The following is a 20,914-nucleotide window of genomic DNA, read 5'->3' on the forward strand; positions in this document are numbered from 1 at the left end:
AGTTGTAATAATAGGCTCAGTATACCAAATTGTAACAGGGTTGCCAGCCTTCCTGCAGAAATCCCCCCGGAGTACACCGCCACAGCCATGCGCTCCGAAAGCTGGTTAGAAAGTTCCCTGTCAGTGATCAGAGGCTGGATGCTACACTGGCTTCTAGTCGAATATAGCTATAATCCCTTCCGCCACTGGCTTCCACAGGCGCGGGTACTCCTGATTAATCAGTCCCCTCACCTGCTCTGCCTGAATGCTGCTGAAATGATCCTGTTCGACCAAGATCGTGTACGCCCCCTTGGTCACGTCGCCGATCGCAATATGTCCGCTTGCATAACCCCCGATGGCGATCCGCGAGGCAATCGCACAGCCGCCGAGCGAGAACATTCCGATGGACAGCCCGCCGATGGCGAAGATCCCAACGGCAAGACCCCCAATAGCGATAATTCCTGCGGCCAGCCCGCCAATGGCCAGAAGCAAGCCGAGAGCCAGCCCGGCAATGCTGATCATTCCCCCTGCAAGTGCGCCGAAGCATAGGCCTCCAAGCGAGAGGATTCCGACTGACAAACCGCCAACGGCAATATTCCCAATAGCCAGAACTCCCTTGGCGACATGAATTCCGCGTCCTACATTAATATGCACCAGCGGAATCCCGAACAACGTTCGTTTGCTCTTGTATTCATAATGATACTTTGCAGTTACATCAGCGTGGAAATTCCCAGTAACGAGTGGCGGGACTGCTTCCTGATTGCCCGAAACTTCTTTGACCATATGGTCCATACTTACACCAAAGAACTCGCTTAAGGCAATCATCTTATCCATTTCCGGATACGACTGACCCGATTCCCACTTAGATACGGCTTGCCGCGACACACCGATGACCTCCGCCAAATTTTCTTGGGACATCCCCCTTTGTTTTCTGTAGCCTTGCAATTTATCCGCAAAATCCATCATCATCACCTCAAGCTTATCGTATTAAACCGGCATGTTCCTGACTACCAAGCGACGTTAACAATCTGTCAACCACAGGTTGCATATGTTCGGAAACACGGTTTTTAAAGCATTTGACGGATTCCTTGAGCTACGACATCGGGTCGTTCGATATGAATATTATGTCCGCTGTCTTCCACAACGACCAGTTCGCCCTGGTCAGACAAATGGGACATTTCTTCAGCTACATCCAATAAACAGCTTGTTATTTTATCGGCTATCCCTACCTTCACTTTCTCTAAATGCTCCACTTTTCCACTTTTTAGTACAAGCAAGGGCATTCCTGGCGGAAGAGCTTTTTTTCGGACTGCATCATAGCCAAGCTGTAAATTTTTGAATTCCTGATATACTGCCAATCCTGTCGCTCTCTGCGGGGTCATTAGTCTCATCCGTCGCGCTATAGACTCAGGGAACTGCTTCAACAGAGCTTCAAACTCCTTCAGCTTGTTCCGCTGCAGTAGCCATTTCAGAATCCCTGCTCTAGTCAACCAATATAGCATCCGAAACATCAATATTCCCGACTTTTGGCCCTTCACATGTTCTCTTGGGAACCGGTCTGTCAGCTCATCTTCGTGACTCGCATCAACAAGCACGATGCCAGCCAGATTTTCCGGATACCGCTCCGCATAAAGACGCGCATTTACACCACCATAGGAATGGCCCACATAGATAAAAGGCTGCCGAACGCCTGCTGCCTGAAGCAGCTCGTGCAAGTCTTCAACAGCTTCCTCATTGTTTCTAAGAACGGATCCCTTCTCACTCCAACCATACCCCGCCCGATCGTAAACAACAGTCTGTGCAAATGGCGCTACTTTCTCCTCAACTAGTGACCATGTATCCGAATAAGATCCGTAGCCGCAGCCATGATCGAAAACAACGGTCTTACCTCCTGGTAACCCACTTATTCTGATATGCATCTGTTTGCCTTTAACCCTAATTAACTTTCCTGGTGGTGGGATCAACTTCGTCTTCAACATCAGCACTCCTTTGCTGAACCGATGATAACATGGATGCATTTGGATTTCCGTGACAAAAAAATAGTCTTGTACCTTATCACCAAAAACCGCCAAACACTTAAACGTGCTTGGCGGTATAACAGTGCGTACAGCTCTGCTGTCTGTTTGGAATTCACTCTACTGCGCTTGCGCTGCAAAATAATCAGCTGCCGCAGACAGATAATAAGCAAGCCCGGTCTGCTGGCCTTCAAGCATCTGCAAATGAAAGTCATCCCCGAGGAAGAATCGGTTCTGCAGTGCAAAATCCTGTGCTGAAACCAGATGCCCCTGACCCTTCAAAAACCCGAGATGGCTTTCGATTAACTGTGTGATGGCCGCATCACTGTGCTTCACTCCTGAACGCAGAGCTTCCGCCATCGCCTTCATAAAAGCTGCTGCCTCCGCCGCCATCTCATTCATCCCCTGAAGATCAACGGGAGCCGTACCGAGCAATTCAAAATCATATGTTTCTTTCAAATGCTCATGCTGTGGCTTCATGGCCTCCGCCCACTCTTCCTCACTCTCAAAACCTGTAAACAGCTCTTTATCCTCCATTTGTTCTCCCTTCTTTCTGCTCATAATAGATTTCTTTAATGTTTCAAGCATACTTTCCAGCCTTTGCTTGCGGAGAAGCAGCAGCTTCTCCTGCTCCACAAGAATCGTTAGTCTATCCGGCTCATCTTCCAGCAGCTGCTTGATTTGCTCCAGGGTAAGATCTAATTCCCTGTATAAAAGAATCTGCTGCAGCCGTTCCAGCTCCTCCGTCCCATACAAACGGTACCCCGCTTCACTGATCTCACACGGCATCAGCAAGCCGGTTTTGTGATAGTGATGCAGAGTTTTGACGGTTACCTTGGATAGTGCGGCTGTCTCCTTTACGCCATAAAGCAACTGAACCCGCTCCTTTCAAAACATAGTTTAGGGCCTCCTCTAAGGGGAGAGTCAATACCACCCGTCTAAATTAATTAAAGGTCTCCGAATATTAATTTTTTTTGTTTTTTTGAGGCTCCAGCGTATATAATATAGTGCATATGGTAGAGAAAGGATGTTGATGGTTTCATGAAATTTACAGAATACCCTTATGAACGCCCCGACGCAAACAAGTTTAAGCTGGAGTTCACGGCGCTGCTAAAAGGTCTCGAAGCGGATAACTGGGAGGAACAAAAGGCAGCAATCCTTGCGCTGAACAAACTCCGCAGTTCTTTTGAAACCATGACAAGCCTCGTCTACATCCGGCATTCCATCAACACTGAGGATGAATTCTACAAGGCAGAACAGGATTACGTAGATGAGATCAGCCCCATTGTCCAGGAATACATAACTGAATACTACAAAGCGCTCGTAAACTCCAAATTCAGAGCTGAAATTGAAAAGGAATGGAGCCCGCAGCTGCTCCAGCTGGCTGAAATTTCGCTCCGGATCTTCAGCCCGGAAATTATTGAGGATCTGCAGCTGGAGAACAAGCTCTCCACCGAATACTCTCAGGTGATCGCTTCCGCCAAGATCCAGTTCGATGGGGAAGAATGCACCTTGTCCCAATTGACACCATTTGAAACGGCAACAGACCGCGATACGCGCAAACGTGCTTATCTGGCCAAAAATGAATTTATGGCCGCACATGAAGCCGAATTCGACCGTATTTACGACGAACTCGTTAAGGTTCGTGCCCGCATAGCCAAGAAGCTGGGTTACGCCAGCTTTGTAGAACTCGGTTATGACCGGATGATGCGTACCGACTATAACGCCGGGATGGTGGCCAATTTCCGTAAGCAGGTGCTGGAGCATATCGTTCCCGTCTCCCTGAAGCTGAAGCAGCGCCAAGCCGAGCGTCTGGGTCTGGATGCCCTGAAGTATTACGATGAAGGCTTTAACTTCAATACAGGTAATGCTGAACCCAAAGGCGATCCCGAGTGGATTGTGGCAAATGGTGCAAAGATGTATAAAGAGCTCTCTCCGGAAACGGATGAATTTTTCACTTTTATGAAGAACAACGAGCTTATGGATCTGACAAGCAAAAAAGGGAAACAATTCGGCGGATACTGTACCTATCTGAGCCAGTATCAGGCCCCGTTCATTTTCTCCAATTTCAACGGAACAGCAGGAGATATTGATGTGCTGACCCATGAAGTGGGCCATGCCTTCCAGGTCTATTCAAGCCGTAATATGCTGTTACCTGAATATGAGTTCCCGACTTCGGAAGCGGCGGAAATTCACTCGATGAGCATGGAGTTTTTTGCCTGGCCGTGGATGGACCTGTTCTTCGAGCAGGATGCCGACAAATACCGCTTCAACCATCTGGCATCCGGATTGGAGTTCATTCCTTACGGTGTTTCTGTAGATGAATTCCAGCATTTTGTCTATGAGAATCCAGAGGCCACACCGCTTGAGCGCAAGCAGGCTTGGCGGGAAATTGAGAAGAAATATTTGCCGCACCGCGATTATGACGGCAACACTTATCTGGAACAAGGCGGGTTCTGGCATAAGCAAGGACATATCTTCCGCTCACCGTTCTATTATATCGACTATACGCTGGCCCAGCTCTGCGCTTTCCAGTTCTGGAAACGTTCAAATGAAGATTTCAAATCTGCCTGGAGCGATTATTTGCGCCTCTGTGAGGCCGGGGGAAGCCAATCTTTTGTCCAGCTGGTCCAGCTTGCCGGTCTGATCTCACCATTCAAGGATGGTTGTGTCAGCTCCGTCATCGGAGAGATTGAAGGCTGGTTAAATTCCATTGACGATAAAGCACTGTAACCGATAAGCTGCAACACAAAAAGCAATTCCTGCCGGGTAGGAGGAGTTGCTTTTTTGTCATGCTTATCCAATGAGAAAGTAAGGCCTGTTACTTCCCGGCATAAAACAACAAATAATTATCGAGATTTGACTTCCAGTACTCTGCTTCATGCGCCCCTTGGCCTAAGTGATATTGTACGGAGACTTTTTTGCTCTCCAGAAGCTTGGTTAACTGTTCGGCTCCATCATAGAACTTATAGTGGTCCTGATCTCCACAATCCAGATACACCTCCAGCTCCGACAGATCGAGATCCTCTGCAAAAATAAGCGGATCGCGGGTTTGCCGGTCTTCATCAGTTGGATAGAGGAACCGTTTCACACCATTTTCGCCGCCTGCCTGGGACCAATCGTCCTGGAACAAAGCCGGGCTGTGGCCGCCCACCTTGCTGAACAGATCGGTATGAAGAAAGGTAGTATGCAAGCTTATAAATCCGCCCATGGACACCCCTCCGATAAAGCGCCCATCCCGGCTTGTTATGGTGCTGAAATGCTGATCTACATATCCTACAACATCCTTATACAGGTAATCTTCATACATGCCGCTGTACGTAGTCATCGGATCTCCCGGATAGTCAACTGCATAGTTCGGTGATGTATTAAGTCCATAGCTATTGTCCATCTGCGGAAAGACCATGATCAACGGCTCAATCTTCCCGGCTTCGATTAAGCGGTCTGCGTTCTGATCTACTTCAAGGCCGGATAACAGATCTGTCTCATTGCCCCCATAGCCATGGATGAGATACAGCACAGGATAACGCTGCTCCGGGCTGTAGCCTTTCGGGAGATACACGTTCAGCTTCATCTCTTGGTCAAGCGATTCACTCTGAAAAGAAACCTTTTGAATTTCCGAGCTTTGCAGCGGACTTGTCCCCTCCTTCTCCTTTGAAGCGGGTGAAGATGCCTGAGCAGTTATGGGATTATTGTCCGATGAACATCCCCCGATAAACATCATTAACAGTAACAAGAAGGTTATGCCGATACTTTGTCCGGAACACTTCATACCATCCTCCGTTTCAACTGGTTTCTATTTCAAGTAGAACCAATTCATATTTAATCAACTCTATCATAAAATCATATAGCTACAATGTGATATACAGCGCTTTCAATTTGCGGATCTGCTGCCCGGAAAAGGGGATTCAGTTTCTCTCCAACTTGACGGACTGCCATAAAATAGTAAGAATAGAATGACTGCGGAGTTTCGCTTACCCTGCTTCAATATTCCGTAAATATTACTCGCGAGGTGAAAGCCATGATGGTCGGGCCGGATAAAAACAAGCTTTACCCCAATGAGAATATTAAAACTGTATGTTATATCCGCAATCTTCCAGCCAGGGCAAATGTGGAAATCGGTGACTATACCTACTACAGTGACAATAACGACAGCCCGGAGCATTTCTACGAACACATTCTGCACCATTATGAATTTTTGGGCGACAAATTGATCATTGGCAAATTCTGCGCCATTGCAGAAGGTGTTACGTTCATTATGAACGGTGCCAATCACCGCATGGATGGACTAACAAGCTATCCCTTTAATATTTTTGGCGGCGGCTGGGAAAAGGTGACACCTACGCTGGACCAGCTGCCTTTTAAAGGAAATACCGTAATTGGCAATGATGTCTGGATCGGCCAGCAGGTTACAATTATGCCGGGGATCACGATTGGGGACGGTGCCATTATCGCTTCCAATTCAACCGTAACAAAAAATGTAGAGCCTTATTCCATTGTCGGCGGTAATCCAGCCCGTTTAATTCGAAAACGCTTCAGTGATAAGCTGATCGGGCTGCTGTCCAAAGTGCAGTGGTGGAACTGGGATGAGCACAAGCTTTTTCAGCATTTAGAGCTGCTGGTATCGGGCTGTGACGAAGAAGAACTTCAAAGACTGCTACAGGAAGATTAATTGGGAAAAGGGGGATCAGAATGCACAAGGAGTCGGTTTCGCTGGATTCTTATGAAGAAATGGCAGAATACTATCTCAACTATGTGGACAAAAAACCTTATAATGCTTACTATGAACGGCCAGCTACCTTATCCCTGCTGCCGGATGTGGAGGGCAAAAGCGTAGTGGATGCAGGATGCGCGGCTGGCTGGTATAGTGATTGGCTGCTTGGCAAAGGTGCTTCCGTTACCGCGCTCGATTTCAGCCCCAAAATGATCGAAATGACCCGGAGAAGAGTTGGCAACCGGGCCAAACTTGTCTGTGCGGACCTGAATGAGCCCCTTGATTTTATCGGGGATGACTCCACTGACCTGGTGATTTCCTCGTTGGCACTGCATTATCTGAAAGACTGGACACTCGTTATGCGTGAATTCCACAGAATCCTGAAACCGGGCGGGTTCCTCGTTTTTTCCGTTCATCATCCGTTTATGGATTATACCGTATTTCAACGGGAGAATTACTTCCTGACTGAATTACTGGAAGATGATTGGGATGTCAATCACGTCAAAGTGAAGGTTCAGTTCTACAGACGGCCTCTAAATGCGATTATGTCCGCTGTACTTCACGCTGGCTTTATACTCGAAGAGCTGCTGGAGCCTATGCCGACGGAAGAATTCAAACAAGCGCTGCCTCAGTCATATGAGAAGCTGCTGCGCAAACCGCAATTTTTATTTATCCGGGCAAGAAAAGCCTCCGAATACTGATGCCATTATTGTTTGTGAAAGGCATGGGGATTAACCACCTGTGGTTGTCCCCCCTCAACTCCACTTCTACACTTTCCGTTTTGCGATTGCCCGGTAGTTGTCGGTCACGGCGACAGGTATACTTCCTTTGAGATAAAAGCGGTCTCCCACTTTCCACGTGTGGCTGCCCTTGTTTTCTCTGCGCATATAGACATAGTTATACGGGGATGTGGCATAGGTACGATACCCTTTGGCGCTGCATCTGCGTAAAAAAGCAACATCTTCCCCCAGCGAACGATCCGAAAAACGCACCTGCCTCGTCACTTGTCTGCTGAACAGCAGCGTTCCCCCCTGCACAAAATCCGCAGCTTTATTCTTTTCTCTGGGCGATCTGATAATGAGCCGTTTGGTGCCTGACAGATACACAAGACAAGCATGTTTTCCGACGATATCACTTTTGGTACGCTTGAGCGCATTCATCTGCTCCTTCAAATAGTACGGGGAGTAGTAATCATCATCATCAAACTTGGCGATAAACGGGAAACGGGCTTTGGCAATCCCACAGTTTAGACATTGTCCGAGCGAAGTTTTTTCGGGTACCTTATATACCGAGATATTGGGATAAGCGCGTATTTTACTTTGATACTGCTTCAGATTCATGCTGTTTCTGTTAAGTATAATGATTAATTCTTTCGTTTTGTATTGCTGGCTTCTAAAGCTGCCTAACAGATTATCAAAAAATTGCGGGCGGTTGGTGCACACGATGATTGAAACGCCGTATGGATCGGCTGCTTTTCCCAAGGCCGTTCTCCCCTCTCCTGTCGTCCATTCAACATATGAGCAGGAACAAGCTGCGGTTCGGGCTTATGGTTTGTGATTTTATTCGCTACACTAAAATGATTATAATGATATACCAATATATGTAATATGAATTCATTGATTCACAACATATATTAAACAAATGGATGGGAGACTCTGAATAATGTTACCTATGGCAGAGTTAGAAGATAAACGGCCTTACCCGATCAATCTGTTGATTGTTCTGCTCACAGTCGCTTACCTTGCTTATGCGTTTCTTACTTCCAATAATTACGGTAATCTCACCGTCTCGCTGGAACATGACTTCTCCAATATCCTCTATCAAAATAAAGATACGACAACGCTCTATTTATATTATTATGACGATGGGCTGGAAAAGCCGGTGATCGTGTATTCCCTAATCATTATCGTGACATCGCTCTTATTGCTAGTCAGTTTCCTGATCCGCAGAACGCTCAGCACCTTTCTGCTATTATGCTTTTATGTATTCAGCTTCTTCCTGATGGCCTTTCCTTATTACCATCTAAGAATGACTGGAGATTACATGTTCTTAACAAGCCTGCACTTTTTATTCCTGACCAGCTACGTGAATGAATACAGCTTGTATTACTTCATACCTTACTATGCAGTCTTAATTGGACTGACCTTATATTTTATAGTCAGCCAATTGCCGCTGCGGCAATTACGTGCTTCCCGGTCCCGCTAAACGCTCTGAAGTGTGTACTGCAAATTACAAAAGCAACCCCGCCTGGTGGCAGGGTTGCTTTTGTATGGTTTCTTGCTTTTCACATTTTAGTCCAATCCATGCTCTTTACGGATATTGTACATGCCTGTAATCAGCAGCTCGGACGGATCACGGTTCAGCTGCAAATGGGTTAGCAAGAAATGAAGCGGAATCGCGCATACGTTAGGGCCATCAGTAATGGCCGGGAATCCGGCTTCCAGGACCGGGCCATGCTCCGGGTTCAAGGCAAGCCCCGCGTGAATTTGCTCAGGAGCAAATTCTTCACGAATAGCTTCGATGCATTGCGGAACCAACACGTTGTCGATGACTGCTTTTGCTTCTTCCTCGTTTGCAGGCGGTTTGGGAAGATCCTTGCCTCCTGGAGTCTTCATCAGCTCGTGGAAGAAAGAAGCCATCCAGATTGCAGGATCATTACCCGACTGAAATCTTGCGATCAGCTCGCGAAGGAAAAACCCGCAGAAATAGTCATTGTTCGACGCATCCTTAACACGGTACACAAACACCGCACCGTAAGCCTCCAGCTGCGACACTTGTCCTTCCACTTCATTAAAGCTCATTTTCAAAGCTACGAGGCCGTTATGATGAACAGCGTTCAGAAGCTCGGACCAATTCTCGGCAGACATATTCTCTTGATTGCCTTCTACTTCCTCGTTTGTTGGTTCATTCGTTGTCTCATTATTCATTGTCCAATTCACCCCACTTCCTATCATACCATTCAGCAGCTTGGGAGACTATCGGTACCGATTAAGAGCACGCGTGTTTTGAAAATTGTCACTTATAAGCGCCCCCGTCCTCCTGCTGCTAAAGGTCCTGTTTATTCTGTTATTTTCTTCAGTTTCGAAGGGTTGTTGATCTTATACTTTACAGGATGCTGGGTGAGCTTCTTGGCAACCACCTTTGCTTCAAAAGAAACTTTATCCCCGACCGCAAGTTCAAGTTTCTTCAATGTGGCGCTGTGGCTGGACCAAACTTCCCCGAGCTCCAGCTCGTGGCCTTCTATAGCTACCTCATCATAAATGATGACTTCATCATCATTATCTGAAAAGTGGTTGGGCACGGTGGTAAACTCTTTGACTGTAGCGGACATTTGCAGTTTCTCTTCAGGCAGTTCAAGCGCTGCTTTCTTTTTCGCTTTCTCCTGTTTCTTCAAGGGTTCCTGCGGTTTTTCCTCTGTCTTCACACCGGCAGCCGGCGGAAGTGGTGTTGGTTCGATTGCCGCTGGTTCAATTACGGTTTCTTCACTTACCGCTTCATTGCCAGCTTCATCCGCTCCCTCTGTCACCTCAACTTCAGCAGCTGCTGCTGATTTTTGTCCAAAACCGGAGGTCTGCATCTCCTTTAAATAAGCAGGGTGAATGCAGTGCTGCTGCTTATTCTCAAACTGTATCACTACAGTCATACTATCGACGTACCCCACAATTTCACAAGGCAGCGTGATACCGTTTCTCTTGTACTGATAGGTCTTCACCCGTGTTGCTGTACTCGACAAGAGATTCCATTCCTTGCATTTGTTTATCAATTCATCTTCACTGTCAAATTCCTGCAGCTCTATAGGTCCAATTGCGAACGAATAGGTCATCTAAATTCTCACCTCTCCAATCATTGTAACTTATTATCCCACATTTCCAGGGTCAGCTCAAAACGGATGGCTCGGCGATAGCCGATTCCCCCCGCAACACAGGTATCAGAAAATGATAATTAATTCATTGACGGGTGGTAAAATATAACTTATTATCAGCGGGTAAACTGGCATCAGCTTTCTTCAAACTTTTACACGTTTAGTATAAATCCCTTAAAGGAGAGAATGTATGCTGAATCCACAATTATATTTGAATGGTGATTGCTGCAAAGCTATCGAACTTTATCAAAAGGCTTTTAACGCCACTACAGATTCCATCATGTATGCTCCCGACAAGGAGCCCCAGAAATTTGTCATTCACGCGGAAATGCATATTCTCGGCCAAAGGGTTATGTTCAGCGACTACGGCGGCAACAAAGAACATTCATCCGATTCTATCTTAGAGCTGGTTGCTACCTTTGATAACGAAAAAGTTCTGCGGGAGGCCTATCAGATCATGAAGGATGGAAGCACCACAATTACGCCTATAGGTCCGGTATTCTTTAGTCCAAGTATGGTCCAATTTGTGGACAAATTTGGCGTTCGATGGTGTTTTATGGTGTAAGCTCCAAAACTCTCTCTATTCTTCCTTGATAATAACATTAAAGTTGACGATAAGAATAAGGTACTATAAATTAAAAAGAGAGGAAAATTAAACCTCATTTAAAGTACATAGTCAAAATAAACCAAGCGATGAATTAGGAGGATTTAATATTTATGCATATTTCAAAAAAAGCATTCGTTTCTACCATTCTGGCAAGCGGATTGTTGTTCGGGGCTGCCGGTGTCTATGCTGCTGACGGGATTTCTTTAGTCAAAGCTTACCTGAATAGCACAATTAAGTTTACTGTAGATGGAGCTTCCTGGACTCCTAAAGATGCCAGCGGAAACAAAATCTCCCCTCTGGTCTACAACGGATCTACTTATCTTCCCGCCAAAGCCGTCGGTGAAGCGCTGAATGCGGAAGTCCTCTGGAACAGCGGCAGCAACACCGTTGTCATTTCAACCACTGGTGGCGCCAATGCCGGTATCCCTTATAATGATGCTGCTCCTAGCACACCATCAGCGAGTGCTCCAGCAGCCAGTGCTCCAGCAGCCAGCGCTCCAGCAGCCAGTGCTCCGGCAGCCAGCGCTCCGGCAGCCAGCGCTCCTGCAACTCAGACGGCCAGCACACCGGCTGGTTTGATTACACTGCCTGTGAATCATGATCTCAATGCCTCAGGTGACAAATACAAATCCGTAGGATTGGCATTTATCCAATCCTACGGCAAGGCCGTTAGCTCCGGTTCAACTGCCGATTACGATGCCCTGGTGGATAAATATGTGATCGATGATTTAAATGACTATGACATGGGCTACAAAAAAAGAGCGAAGGAAAACTTCGCCAAAACTGTCCAAGCCTTTGTCAAAGTCAATGAAAAAGATATTCTTACGAAATATGCAGCTATTCTAAAAAATGCAACTATCGACGGTGTAACGTTAGACAAGACATACTCTGATAAAGGGGCTACTTATACTACTTTGGCCTATGAAGTTGACTTGCCCGGATTCTTCATCTCTAGTTTCAGTGTCTTTATGGAATTTGAACTAGACAAGAAGACCAACACGTTGTACCTCAAAGCCGTCAATATGTAATTTGCATTATAATCCATTGAGCGGGGATCCCCTCTAGCAAATAATTGGAGACACTATGGTTGATCCGATGTATTTCTAGGGGGGTTCCCGCCTTTTTATTGGGATCTGGCAACACGAAATCCGAGATCGTCAATGGAAAATGTAGGGTGACTGCGGCGGCGGCAGGTTGCTCCACAACCTCTGGCTTCTTCCGCCCAGCTCCCACCACGGAACACCCTGTAGGAACCGTATATTTTCGCATCATATTGATCCCAGCACCACTCCCACACATTTCCCAACATATCATGGAGCCCCCATGCATTCGGCTTTTTCCCGCCTACCTCACGGACCCTCCCTTCTGAATTCCCTTCATACCAGGCAACCTCATCAAGCTCACCGTATTGATACCCGGAAGTTCCTGCTTTACATGCATACTGCCATTCCGCTTCTGTAGGCAGACGGTACCCAGTTGCTCCCCAGTTACAGACAACACTCTCGCCGTCATTACTAACCGAGTAACATTCTTTTAGACCTGCATGCTGAGACAGCAAATTACAAAAGAGGATCGCATCATGCCAGGAGACATTCACTACCGGAGTCTGAAGATCGGCAATCTGAAGATCGTCAATAGGTCCGGATGCACCCGGCAATATCGAGACATATAGCTCTTTCGTAACAGGAACCGGCGCAAGCCAAAATGATTTCACCTCTACAGCCCATGAGGTCTTTATCCGATCATCCCTTAATGTAATTTCTCCTGCAGGAATTTCCACCATAGGAAAACCGGTATGATTGTGCTGCGCTTTTGACAACTGAGTCCCTCTCCCTCCCGGTCTATTTTCACTTCAGCATGCTTAACTTTTCAATCGCTTGTTGTTCGGTTGGCATGAATAAGAAGTCATTCCCACGGTTACATTCATAGATGAAATCTTTAAGGCTTTGACTGGTATATATAGAAAAATCACCAACCAGCGCAAGCTTCACTTGATAATTAATGAACTTCTGCAGGACCTCGCCAGCCAGGCGTGTTTTCAAGTCGAAAAAGCTGTCGCTTACATTGGATTGGTTCAGAACAATACGGTCACAGTCCGTTTCATATCGTACGGTAGCTATAAAATCCAGCGCTGACTGCACATCCCCAATTAATACCTCGCTGCTGCTCACAACAGCAATATCTACTCCACCTGCTTCTACCTTCGCTACATTCATAATTGTCCTCCTAATATTGCATATTCAATGCTTGGTGAACCTTCTGACATAATCCTCGCAAATGTACCGGTTGTCTTCGCTGCGGCTTGGCGGTATGTCCGCTACTCTGAAGAAGCTTAGTCCTACTACCATAGCCAGCAGCCCATAGGCAGCGCTTTGCGCATCCTCTACAGTCATTTGTCCCGCCTTGTTGCCGTAATCAAAGATCTTTGCGATGCCATGGACATCAGCCAGATAACTGCTGGACACAACTTCCTGTAAATTACGGTCCAAGACAGCTTTCGAAAAAAACTGAATAAACAGCCTGCCTTGAGCTGAATAAGGAATATGCATCTTTTCAATTCCATCCAGCTGCGATACATTAATCTGCTCTCCCGTGTCATTACGTGCTGGCGGTAAGATATGCTTCAGTGTAACGTCGAGCATATCCCCGGCTGTCATGGTGTTTGCAATTTCCGCTTCAATCTTTAGGCCATAATAGGCCAAAAACGACTTAAACGCTTCGATCGTCAGGTTATCCTTGTTCTTAAAATAATAGGTGACCACTCCCTTTGAGCAGTCTGCAAGCTCGGCAACCTTATCCAGAGTCATGCCATCCATTCCATAAATGCTGATACAGGTTAACGTGGCGTTGATAACCTCAGCCCGGCGAGTGGGTTCCATTCCTAGTTTGGGCATATGTTCTCCTTGCTTGTTTTATTTATACTGAACAGTCGGAATAAATAAATTGTACTTAATGATTTAGCATTTTGTCAAATCCTGGGGTATCATGAGTTAAATATTCAGCTGGACAAATAGAAAGAGACCGCAATCTCAAGGAATGCGGTCTCTTTCCTAAGCCTGCGGTCATTGATCGATTATTTTTTTATCGCATGGAGATAATGAATCGTCTCAAAAGCAGACAAATAATCCGTCCGGTGACTGAAGAAACGGTCATTGATCTCAGCCGGTGATAGATGCTCGTAGATTAGTAAGCCTGCGCTCTCCAGCAGCTTCTCGATTTCCGAATACGTGAAGCCTGATTTCATCGGTTCTCCCCCGGCTGAAGCCATTTTCACCATATTATCAACTCTATTAGACATCCCTTTTTCCTCAAACAGTCTGTCGTCTGCATAATCAAGGACTATTGAGCTGCCTGACGGGACGTTAGCAAATAAATGATGGATCAAGTTCGAAATTTCTTCTTTCGTTAAATAATAAGAAACTCCCAACAGGCTAAAGAACGTTTTTGTGCTGTCAAATCCCGCCTCTATCAGATGCTGATAAGAAAACTGTTTGGTAAAGTCCATAGGAACAAAATGAAGATTTCTCGGGATTGTTAAATTAGCCTCATCCAACCTGTTCTTCTTCAATTCCTGTGTAGCCGGATGATCAACCTCGAAAATTCCCACGCTGTTCTCCAATTCCGGATGCCTGAAACAAAAAGTATCTAGCCCGGCTCCAAGGATAACGTACTGCTTTAGTCCGAGCATCGCTTCATTCAGGAATACATGTTCACAATAGGCAGCCCGTGCCAAAGGCGTTGGAGAAAGCTGGACTTGTGTAATCCATTTTAAAATTTCATCCGGGTCTTCTTGATATTTTTGAGCAATCTCTTGGTTAAAAAAGGATATGCCTTGGATCATATTCTCGCTGATGTCTGTAAATTCTTTTGCCGTAATTAAATCTTTAGCTATAAAATCATCGAAAATTTTGGGTGCGTCATATTTACTATGATAGGCTCGACCAAATGCTGAGATTAAGGAAGTTAAACTGGACTCATTTGTCTTCATACAATCATCCTCCGCATAAACAAAAATAAGACTCCCCCTGGCCAGGAGAATCTTATTATAAACGTTAAATTCAGATATGTAAATTATAGCATAAAATAAATATTTTGTCAATGATAAATCTGATCACCATTACTTCAGCCGATGGTATTGTGCAATTAATTTCTCTTCAGACTTTGCGAAAGATGTTCCCATCGCACTGCTCCTTTCCCTTCTCTCAAGTTTTTAAGTTTAATCTATCTAGCAAATTTGATTATTGATAAAGAGCATCACTAAATACGGCAACAATGCCCATGTATAACTCCGTAAGTATAGTACTATCTGGATCCTTGTTATGAGCAGCTTGACTTACACCTGTTGTGTAAAGGTAGAACAATTGATACGCCAAAGGTTTAGATATTTCATGTCTTCCTTTAGTGAATTTTCTTAGTGCCTCTAAAAAACCCAGTAGTTCTCTTATACTTTCATCCGGCAACTCCCTATTCGTTCTTATATACAGAAGAATATTTAATATGAGAGTTGATATTTCCTTTTCCAATTGAATTTCATCACTCATAGAATCCACCCCACTTTGCAGGAACTGGAATCAGGTCACCTTCGTTCAACGTGGAGTTGATCATTCTTTGGTTTGCCAAGTCATATACAGTCACAAGAACACCGTTCAGGAAAACCGCGGATCTCATGCCGTCATCACTCCAAAGAATTTCAATAGCCTCACTATCTAATTGGAGATGGCCAGAATAACTGAATAAAACATCATTGCACTGCTGTACCAAAGTAATCTCATTCTCAACTAAAGACAATACAGTCCTCACTTCGGAACGGGTGTCTTCGACCTCGATAGCCCATTTCCCACCAGGAGACATCTCCATCTTAAGTATTCGTCCAGGTAAAACTGATGTATTCAAATCCAGCCTCATATTTGACATCATAATGTTCATCAAAATTCCCATGGCGTTTATAGCTCTGTCGTTCACAAATATCTCATTGTTCTCTATCCTGATCCTTTTAGACCCGGTTACTTGTGCATCTCCACTCAAGCAGTAACCTTTTGGCCCAAAGACCTTTTGAACCAAATAAACCAGCCATTCCACAATATTAACCGTTTGTTCACTGGAGTTCCACATGATTTGCTTACGATCTTTGGTTGGTTTCCAGTGCAACCAGAGGTCCGGTTGGCAACTGGGCGGAGTGTTATAATCAACAATGGATAGATCTACCCTCTGTCCAGACTCTGGAAAATCTAATGGATTATAATAAAATTCGCCGTCAACCCCCATATCTTTACCCGGAACCATACTAGAAAGTATCTTGACATCTCTTTTCATTCTTCTTGTTTTCGCAAGGCCTTCCACTAAATGATAGGTCTCTTCATCCAGTTGTCGGTCAAAGTTTATAGCTATCTTCACCATACTTCCCCTCCCAATCGAACAGAACAGCACCCTGAATTCATTTGTGGCTATAAAAAAAATTCAATGTACTGAAACATTTCGTCCTACGCCTACTGCTTTGTTTTGAATTTGGTGCAATAGACTGCTAAGGCTCTATTCACAGTCAAGGGATTCTGACTAAAGATTCATTGAATAAATTCTTGTTCTCACTTAATATAATTCGACACATGATCAATTTTCCCATTTTTCTAATAAAAACAAGTCTCCCTCTTGGTCCAATATAAGTTCTCCCTTATCAGTGTAATAAGTAATATTACCATCACCATAATAAAAGTTCACATATTGATTATCTTCATATAGGCTTATTTCCTTAAGGGTTTGAGGGTTTAAATCTGTGCTCATGGTACTTTCTTCTATCCAATCAATATCAGATAAAAAGCTTTCATCTGAACTTTTGCTCAGCTTATAGAAAACAGGCTTCTCTTCAGCTTCATCACCAAATTTAATGGAACTTGAAGTGAAAACAATTTCTGTTCCAATTAACTCTTTGATATCTTGCGCATCATTTTTCGAACCACCCACTCCATATGCATAAATACGGTCAATTTTCCACTTTCCCATTAATTTTTCTATTAGTTCAGAATTGGATTTATCGGGAATAGCAGAGGAAGAACTAGCGATATTTGTATCTGGAGTTGCTATACGTGAAATATTGCCTTTCTCTGTTCCGCATGCTGTGATTAAAACTAAAATTATAATCAAAACCACAATCATTGATAAATATCTCATACTTTCCGCCCTTTATTTGGTTTAGCAACCACTTGCGATTACTTTATTGTAATTCCTCGAATAATCTCTGTTTATAAATAGAGGTCATTAATCATATCTGCGCAAATATAGTCCTGGTAATTTCCTTACACTTGCTTTCACCCACAATGTTATGGTATAAGCCGTGACTACTTTGTATTACAACAATAAGGAGAATCCTATTATGTCAGTACGACTTAGCTTAAAAGAAATTCTAGTCGCAAAGGAATCTCACAGAGGGAGCTAGCCTGACTCATGAATGTCAGACCAAACACTCATCTCTGCTCTGATAAAGTCAATGCCGCATATTTTAAGACCATGGAACAGATTTGCAAAATGCTCAACATCAGCTTACATGCTATTGATGGAAGTGTTTGTGTTTTTTAATGCTTAAATTATCAGTGGATTGTATTTTTCATCCATAACATATTCAGGTGGCCCATCAAGATGTAATAATCCATTTTTTTAGTAGAACTGGTAATTCATTATAAGCAGGATCTTCTTGATCCACTCCCCACCAATTCAATAACACATGCGTCTGCATCACGAACATCATCAATTTAAAATGTTCTTATCTCACGGTCTTTAATGTGACCAATCAATACACGATCTGTAGCAGGATCGTGCTTAACAAAAAACTACCAATAACAGCCTTGTTAAAAGCTACCACCATTGTATCATTACCTTGCCACCCGTTTAGGTAAAGCGGTTAGAGGATTATGATAAAAGATTATTATTTCTAATATTTGCATGTGCGTACAGGCATATTAAGGGAATTTCATACGAAAATGATGAGGATTAAGTCCCTTCAGGACTTACCGCCCGATTCAATCGGCACTGTGTGGCAAAAGTATGAAAAGACCTTAGGATAAATTTCCCAAGGCCTCACGTTTATCACATTATTTCTAAATCAATCCCTATATCCTGAAATCTATCTATAACCTTTCGTTCTTTACTTCCTGTACTATGAAATATAATCTTAAACGGTGTTGGAGATGTCTTCATAGCTCCGAAGTCCCTTCCCTTTTCCCATTCATAAGTTGTATTCTTCAATATATTTAAGAATGTATCTAGATTTTCATTGGTTAACTCTAAAAGAGCCTCTGAATTACTAATGAATAATACATAAGCCTCAGCATTTAACCAACTAAGATCGTTTATACACTCTTCAAAAGCATCCCAATTCTCTCCGAAGTACCAAGGAAACTGAAACACTGCAGAAAACTCATCAAATAGTTTTTCAACCGTAGTACATTTTGTTCCCCGCACCAGTTTGGCTATTAATTTTTTATTATTAACCTTTGTACAATCCCATAGTAAGTTTGTAAAATCTGATGGGTCTCCTGTTTTAATGTAGAAGTGAGGTTGACCTAAAGTCACATCTAAATTGTTATCAATCATATACTCAATGACCTCGTCCCTACTTAATTTTAACAAATGCTTTATAATGATCATTTGTATAGTATACTGTGCCGTCATCACCTGTCACGAGCCGCTCTGCTCCTCTATTGTTCCATAAAAAACATTCAATTGCTTTACATAATTATGAATTGAAAAGTATATATTGAGAAATACCTTCTACAAAAACAAAAAAAACACATTGAGCTTTCCACACTCAAATGAGGTCTAATTGGGGGAAGCATCTAAAGCTATCCTCTTAAACTGCTTACCTTTGATTTCACTACAGATCTGCCCAATTAAGACTCTTATCTCACGTAATCGCGATGTTCAAGTCAATTATTTATTGCCATATTGCTTTTATTACTTTTCTCAAGTCATGATGATTTTGGGGATCATATGTAAGGAGTAACTTGTATAGTTAGGGTATAATCGTCAATACTTGAACGAGTATGTACATTCATATTTAGAGGAATTTCATATGAATCTAATGAGAGTAAACTTCCATTTGAGACTGCCGCCCTATTCATTCGGCACTGGGTGGGGAGTAAAAAGAAGGCCTTGAGAATTTCGTCCCTCAAGGTCTTTAAATATCGCTTATTATTTCGGCTACCATAAGTCATCTAAATATATAAAAAATATTAAGCCTAGGTAGCCTGATACAGTTTAAGTCCTTGTCATTAATCTAGGTCTACCCTTGTTTGTTCCTCCTCACTCGACAAGTATTGAATGTTATCGTATTCCCATCTCAAATGTCGGTTAATAGCCTTCCCCACTTCATCCTAAGTAGGACGGATACAATCCTTTAAAATCTTATTTACTTCTAGTTCCAACAAAGCTAGGTCAAATTTATTAACAATGAATGTTTCCCTTCCATTAAAAAGATTATTTCCACTTAAAAATTTCGCCAGATATTCTGGTGAAATCACTTGGAAATGAAAGCAGTCCGCACCCTTATCATTTTCTTCTGAAACATAAGCTGTTACTCTCACATTAAAATCAGTCTGCTTTTCTGGGTTTCCAGCAAAATCAATACCTTTAAGCACAGGTATTATCACACGAATTCCACCTTTCAAATCATTTAACTTTTATGTGGAAATTTCCACCAATATTATTTTCTTCAATTCTAGTGATCCATCTTTCTTATAGCCATATCTAGCAACAAAGTTTCCATCTTTGCTAATATATGTTGTATACCCATTTTTGGCAACGCCTGTAGAATAGCCGCCACAACAATGGTCATAGATTATATGTGTGCGTACAGTCATATCAGGGATATATCATACTGAGGTAATGAGGGTTAACTTCACTCTGGTTCTGCCGCCCGACTCACTCAGCTCTGGGTGGGGATAAAAGAAAGACCTTGAGGATTGCAGCCCCCAAGGTCAAAGTCTTTGTTTATATCGACTCGTCATAGTAGAATCTGCGATGACTTTTATTAGTCAATGCAGATTCTTTTAGGTTCTTTCTATTCGTTTATTATTTTTAAATCAAACAGTATACTATGTTTTGATAACTGGACTAATACATATTCTCTACAACTTTATATTGCACACTTATCAAAAGTCGACGTTGTTCAAATTCCTCTTTAATCTTCTACGAACTTTGCATGATACCAGTGATCTGATATCTTCTTTAACTTAAAGTACCCTTTTGTATAAGATAACTTGTTTAAAAATTTAGGCTTATGTTCATCTTTTCTGTATATCAATGAATACTGACCATTTTCGATTTCAAATTCTACTTGGTCTTTATAAACTCTGATAACAGATAAATAAGCCATATCACCTTGACGAAAAGCTTTTGCCACAATTTTCTCCAGAGATCTTTTCTCTTTTTGGCTCATCGGTACTTCAACGATATCTTCACTGTTGACACTTTCATAACTTAAATTGACTGTTCCATCAGGATTCTCATTTACAAATATATAAGAGCGCATCATTTGACCCTTGCTAAACTCACGATAAGCCAAATCCGCTATAGTCTGGAAATCGCTTTTATAGGTATCAAAATCTTTTACTTTGTACTCCCAAGTTGACCACAGGAGAGTCCCTAGTAAAAATTTACAACCACCTAATAATAGACTAATTGAAATGATGGCTATCAATACCGATTTAATTAACGATTTAATTTTTTTTATTTTTGTTAATTTCATT

The 20,914-nt window shown here is 43.3% G+C and carries 24 protein-coding genes; 6 read left to right on the top strand and 18 right to left on the bottom strand.

Going from position 1 to position 20,914, the window contains the following annotated elements:
* Window positions 1–153: 153 nt before the first annotated feature.
* The 3 genes from NYE29_RS33140 to NYE29_RS33150 form a co-directional block, all read right to left on the bottom strand.
* On the bottom strand, window positions 154–948 hold the full coding sequence (locus NYE29_RS33140) for a helix-turn-helix transcriptional regulator (RefSeq protein ID WP_340899340.1): 795 nt from the start codon (window positions 946–948) through the stop codon (window positions 154–156).
* Between the two features lie 98 nt (window positions 949–1,046).
* On the bottom strand, window positions 1,047–1,955 hold the full coding sequence (locus NYE29_RS33145; protein ID WP_340899341.1) for an alpha/beta fold hydrolase: 909 nt from the start codon (window positions 1,953–1,955) through the stop codon (window positions 1,047–1,049).
* A 159-nt stretch (window positions 1,956–2,114) separates the two neighbouring features.
* Window positions 2,115–2,867: a MerR family transcriptional regulator gene (locus NYE29_RS33150; protein WP_340899342.1), complete on the bottom strand. Its 753-nt coding sequence runs from the start codon at window positions 2,865–2,867 to the stop codon at window positions 2,115–2,117.
* 168 nt (window positions 2,868–3,035) lie between these two features.
* Between NYE29_RS33150 and NYE29_RS33155 the strand changes: the two genes are divergently transcribed.
* The gene (locus tag NYE29_RS33155; protein WP_340899344.1) at window positions 3,036–4,727 is read left to right on the top strand and encodes a M3 family oligoendopeptidase; all 1,692 of its coding nucleotides are present in this window, start codon (window positions 3,036–3,038) and stop codon (window positions 4,725–4,727) included.
* Between the two features lie 88 nt (window positions 4,728–4,815).
* Here the strand turns inward: NYE29_RS33155 and NYE29_RS33160 are convergent, their stop codons facing one another.
* Entirely contained in the window at window positions 4,816–5,766 is a 951-nt protein-coding gene (locus NYE29_RS33160) for an alpha/beta hydrolase (protein ID WP_340899346.1), read from the bottom strand.
* Window positions 5,767–6,015: 249 nt separating this feature from the next.
* On the opposite strand from NYE29_RS33160, the gene NYE29_RS33165 reads away from it, so the two are divergent.
* Window positions 6,016–6,666: a Vat family streptogramin A O-acetyltransferase gene (locus NYE29_RS33165; RefSeq protein ID WP_340899347.1), complete on the top strand. Its 651-nt coding sequence runs from the start codon at window positions 6,016–6,018 to the stop codon at window positions 6,664–6,666.
* Between the two features lie 20 nt (window positions 6,667–6,686).
* Window positions 6,687–7,409 (top strand): class I SAM-dependent methyltransferase, encoded by a 723-nt coding sequence (locus NYE29_RS33170; RefSeq protein ID WP_340899348.1) that lies wholly within the window; start codon window positions 6,687–6,689, stop codon window positions 7,407–7,409.
* Window positions 7,410–7,475: 66 nt separating this feature from the next.
* On the opposite strand, the gene NYE29_RS33175 is transcribed toward NYE29_RS33170, so the two are convergent.
* The gene (locus NYE29_RS33175) at window positions 7,476–8,189 is read right to left on the bottom strand and encodes a glycosyltransferase family 2 protein (RefSeq protein WP_340899349.1); all 714 of its coding nucleotides are present in this window, start codon (window positions 8,187–8,189) and stop codon (window positions 7,476–7,478) included.
* 190 nt (window positions 8,190–8,379) lie between these two features.
* On the opposite strand from NYE29_RS33175, the gene NYE29_RS33180 reads away from it, so the two are divergent.
* Window positions 8,380–8,913 (top strand): hypothetical protein, encoded by a 534-nt coding sequence (locus NYE29_RS33180; protein ID WP_340899351.1) that lies wholly within the window; start codon window positions 8,380–8,382, stop codon window positions 8,911–8,913.
* Window positions 8,914–8,999: 86 nt separating this feature from the next.
* On the opposite strand, the gene NYE29_RS33185 is transcribed toward NYE29_RS33180, so the two are convergent.
* Together NYE29_RS33185 and NYE29_RS33190 are read right to left on the bottom strand one after the other, a co-directional pair.
* Window positions 9,000–9,635 carry a hypothetical protein gene (locus NYE29_RS33185; RefSeq protein ID WP_038589222.1) on the bottom strand — a complete coding sequence of 212 codons (636 nt, stop codon included), beginning with the start codon at window positions 9,633–9,635 and terminating at the stop codon, window positions 9,000–9,002.
* A 131-nt stretch (window positions 9,636–9,766) separates the two neighbouring features.
* Complete coding sequence (locus tag NYE29_RS33190; protein WP_340899353.1) at window positions 9,767–10,531, bottom strand: hypothetical protein; 765 nt, start codon at window positions 10,529–10,531, stop codon at window positions 9,767–9,769.
* 229 nt (window positions 10,532–10,760) lie between these two features.
* Between NYE29_RS33190 and NYE29_RS33195 the strand changes: the two genes are divergently transcribed.
* On the top strand, window positions 10,761–11,135 hold the full coding sequence (locus NYE29_RS33195; protein WP_340899355.1) for a VOC family protein: 375 nt from the start codon (window positions 10,761–10,763) through the stop codon (window positions 11,133–11,135).
* A 152-nt stretch (window positions 11,136–11,287) separates the two neighbouring features.
* Window positions 11,288–12,205 (top strand): stalk domain-containing protein, encoded by a 918-nt coding sequence (locus NYE29_RS33200; protein WP_340899356.1) that lies wholly within the window; start codon window positions 11,288–11,290, stop codon window positions 12,203–12,205.
* Window positions 12,206–12,300: 95 nt separating this feature from the next.
* Here the strand turns inward: NYE29_RS33200 and NYE29_RS33205 are convergent, their stop codons facing one another.
* From NYE29_RS33205 to NYE29_RS33250, 11 genes are all read right to left on the bottom strand, one after another.
* Complete coding sequence (locus NYE29_RS33205; protein ID WP_340899876.1) at window positions 12,301–12,960, bottom strand: formylglycine-generating enzyme family protein; 660 nt, start codon at window positions 12,958–12,960, stop codon at window positions 12,301–12,303.
* Between the two features lie 64 nt (window positions 12,961–13,024).
* A complete protein-coding gene (locus NYE29_RS33210) occupies window positions 13,025–13,393 on the bottom strand; it encodes a DUF4180 domain-containing protein (RefSeq protein WP_340899360.1) in 369 nt (122 codons plus the stop codon).
* A 24-nt stretch (window positions 13,394–13,417) separates the two neighbouring features.
* Complete coding sequence (locus tag NYE29_RS33215; protein ID WP_340899361.1) at window positions 13,418–14,071, bottom strand: TetR/AcrR family transcriptional regulator; 654 nt, start codon at window positions 14,069–14,071, stop codon at window positions 13,418–13,420.
* Between the two features lie 179 nt (window positions 14,072–14,250).
* Window positions 14,251–15,165: a class I SAM-dependent methyltransferase gene (locus NYE29_RS33220; protein ID WP_076113108.1), complete on the bottom strand. Its 915-nt coding sequence runs from the start codon at window positions 15,163–15,165 to the stop codon at window positions 14,251–14,253.
* A 250-nt stretch (window positions 15,166–15,415) separates the two neighbouring features.
* Complete coding sequence (locus NYE29_RS33225; RefSeq protein ID WP_340899362.1) at window positions 15,416–15,718, bottom strand: hypothetical protein; 303 nt, start codon at window positions 15,716–15,718, stop codon at window positions 15,416–15,418.
* Window positions 15,711–16,574, bottom strand: coding sequence for a hypothetical protein (locus NYE29_RS33230; protein WP_340899363.1), 864 nt, complete (start codon window positions 16,572–16,574; stop codon window positions 15,711–15,713). The genes NYE29_RS33225 and NYE29_RS33230 overlap by 8 nt, the downstream gene beginning before the upstream one ends.
* A gap of 210 nt (window positions 16,575–16,784) precedes the next feature.
* Window positions 16,785–17,327, bottom strand: coding sequence for a hypothetical protein (locus NYE29_RS33235; RefSeq protein ID WP_340899365.1), 543 nt, complete (start codon window positions 17,325–17,327; stop codon window positions 16,785–16,787).
* 927 nt (window positions 17,328–18,254) lie between these two features.
* A complete protein-coding gene (locus NYE29_RS33240; RefSeq protein WP_340899367.1) occupies window positions 18,255–18,761 on the bottom strand; it encodes a barstar family protein in 507 nt (168 codons plus the stop codon).
* Window positions 18,762–18,780: 19 nt separating this feature from the next.
* Complete coding sequence (locus NYE29_RS34700) at window positions 18,781–18,891, bottom strand: ribonuclease domain-containing protein (RefSeq protein ID WP_445322230.1); 111 nt, start codon at window positions 18,889–18,891, stop codon at window positions 18,781–18,783.
* 649 nt (window positions 18,892–19,540) lie between these two features.
* On the bottom strand, window positions 19,541–19,816 hold the full coding sequence (locus NYE29_RS33245; protein WP_340899368.1) for an Imm8 family immunity protein: 276 nt from the start codon (window positions 19,814–19,816) through the stop codon (window positions 19,541–19,543).
* A gap of 530 nt (window positions 19,817–20,346) precedes the next feature.
* On the bottom strand, window positions 20,347–20,913 hold the full coding sequence (locus tag NYE29_RS33250; protein WP_340899369.1) for a hypothetical protein: 567 nt from the start codon (window positions 20,911–20,913) through the stop codon (window positions 20,347–20,349).
* Window position 20,914: the final 1 nt, after the last annotated feature.

Source organism: Paenibacillus sp. FSL M7-1046 (genome assembly GCF_038007405.1).
Taxonomy (GTDB): Bacteria; Bacillota; Bacilli; order Paenibacillales; family Paenibacillaceae; genus Paenibacillus_AQ.

Excerpts from the sequence above, each read along its gene's own strand:
- NYE29_RS33220 (WP_076113108.1), bottom strand. The coding sequence starts at position 15,165 with ATGAAGACAAATGAGTCCAGTTTAACTTCCTTAATCTCAGCATTTGGT.
- NYE29_RS33235 (WP_340899365.1), bottom strand. The coding sequence starts at position 17,327 with ATGATTGTGGTTTTGATTATAATTTTAGTTTTAATCACAGCATGCGGA.
- NYE29_RS33225 (WP_340899362.1), bottom strand. The coding sequence starts at position 15,718 with ATGAGTGATGAAATTCAATTGGAAAAGGAAATATCAACTCTCATATTA.
- NYE29_RS33215 (WP_340899361.1), bottom strand. The coding sequence starts at position 14,071 with ATGCCCAAACTAGGAATGGAACCCACTCGCCGGGCTGAGGTTATCAAC.
- NYE29_RS33180 (WP_340899351.1), top strand. The coding sequence starts at position 8,380 with ATGGCAGAGTTAGAAGATAAACGGCCTTACCCGATCAATCTGTTGATT.
- NYE29_RS33165 (WP_340899347.1), top strand. The coding sequence starts at position 6,016 with ATGATGGTCGGGCCGGATAAAAACAAGCTTTACCCCAATGAGAATATT.
- NYE29_RS33230 (WP_340899363.1), bottom strand. The coding sequence starts at position 16,574 with ATGGTGAAGATAGCTATAAACTTTGACCGACAACTGGATGAAGAGACC.
- NYE29_RS33190 (WP_340899353.1), bottom strand. The coding sequence starts at position 10,531 with ATGACCTATTCGTTCGCAATTGGACCTATAGAGCTGCAGGAATTTGAC.
- NYE29_RS33160 (WP_340899346.1), bottom strand. The coding sequence starts at position 5,766 with ATGAAGTGTTCCGGACAAAGTATCGGCATAACCTTCTTGTTACTGTTA.
- NYE29_RS33185 (WP_038589222.1), bottom strand. The coding sequence starts at position 9,635 with ATGAATAATGAGACAACGAATGAACCAACAAACGAGGAAGTAGAAGGC.
- NYE29_RS33200 (WP_340899356.1), top strand. The coding sequence starts at position 11,288 with ATGCATATTTCAAAAAAAGCATTCGTTTCTACCATTCTGGCAAGCGGA.
- NYE29_RS33205 (WP_340899876.1), bottom strand. The coding sequence starts at position 12,960 with ATGGTGGAAATTCCTGCAGGAGAAATTACATTAAGGGATGATCGGATA.
- NYE29_RS33140 (WP_340899340.1), bottom strand. The coding sequence starts at position 948 with ATGATGATGGATTTTGCGGATAAATTGCAAGGCTACAGAAAACAAAGG.
- NYE29_RS33155 (WP_340899344.1), top strand. The coding sequence starts at position 3,036 with ATGAAATTTACAGAATACCCTTATGAACGCCCCGACGCAAACAAGTTT.
- NYE29_RS33250 (WP_340899369.1), bottom strand. The coding sequence starts at position 20,913 with ATGAAATTAACAAAAATAAAAAAAATTAAATCGTTAATTAAATCGGTA.
- NYE29_RS33170 (WP_340899348.1), top strand. The coding sequence starts at position 6,687 with ATGCACAAGGAGTCGGTTTCGCTGGATTCTTATGAAGAAATGGCAGAA.
- NYE29_RS33195 (WP_340899355.1), top strand. The coding sequence starts at position 10,761 with ATGCTGAATCCACAATTATATTTGAATGGTGATTGCTGCAAAGCTATC.
- NYE29_RS33210 (WP_340899360.1), bottom strand. The coding sequence starts at position 13,393 with ATGAATGTAGCGAAGGTAGAAGCAGGTGGAGTAGATATTGCTGTTGTG.
- NYE29_RS33240 (WP_340899367.1), bottom strand. The coding sequence starts at position 18,761 with ATGATTGATAACAATTTAGATGTGACTTTAGGTCAACCTCACTTCTAC.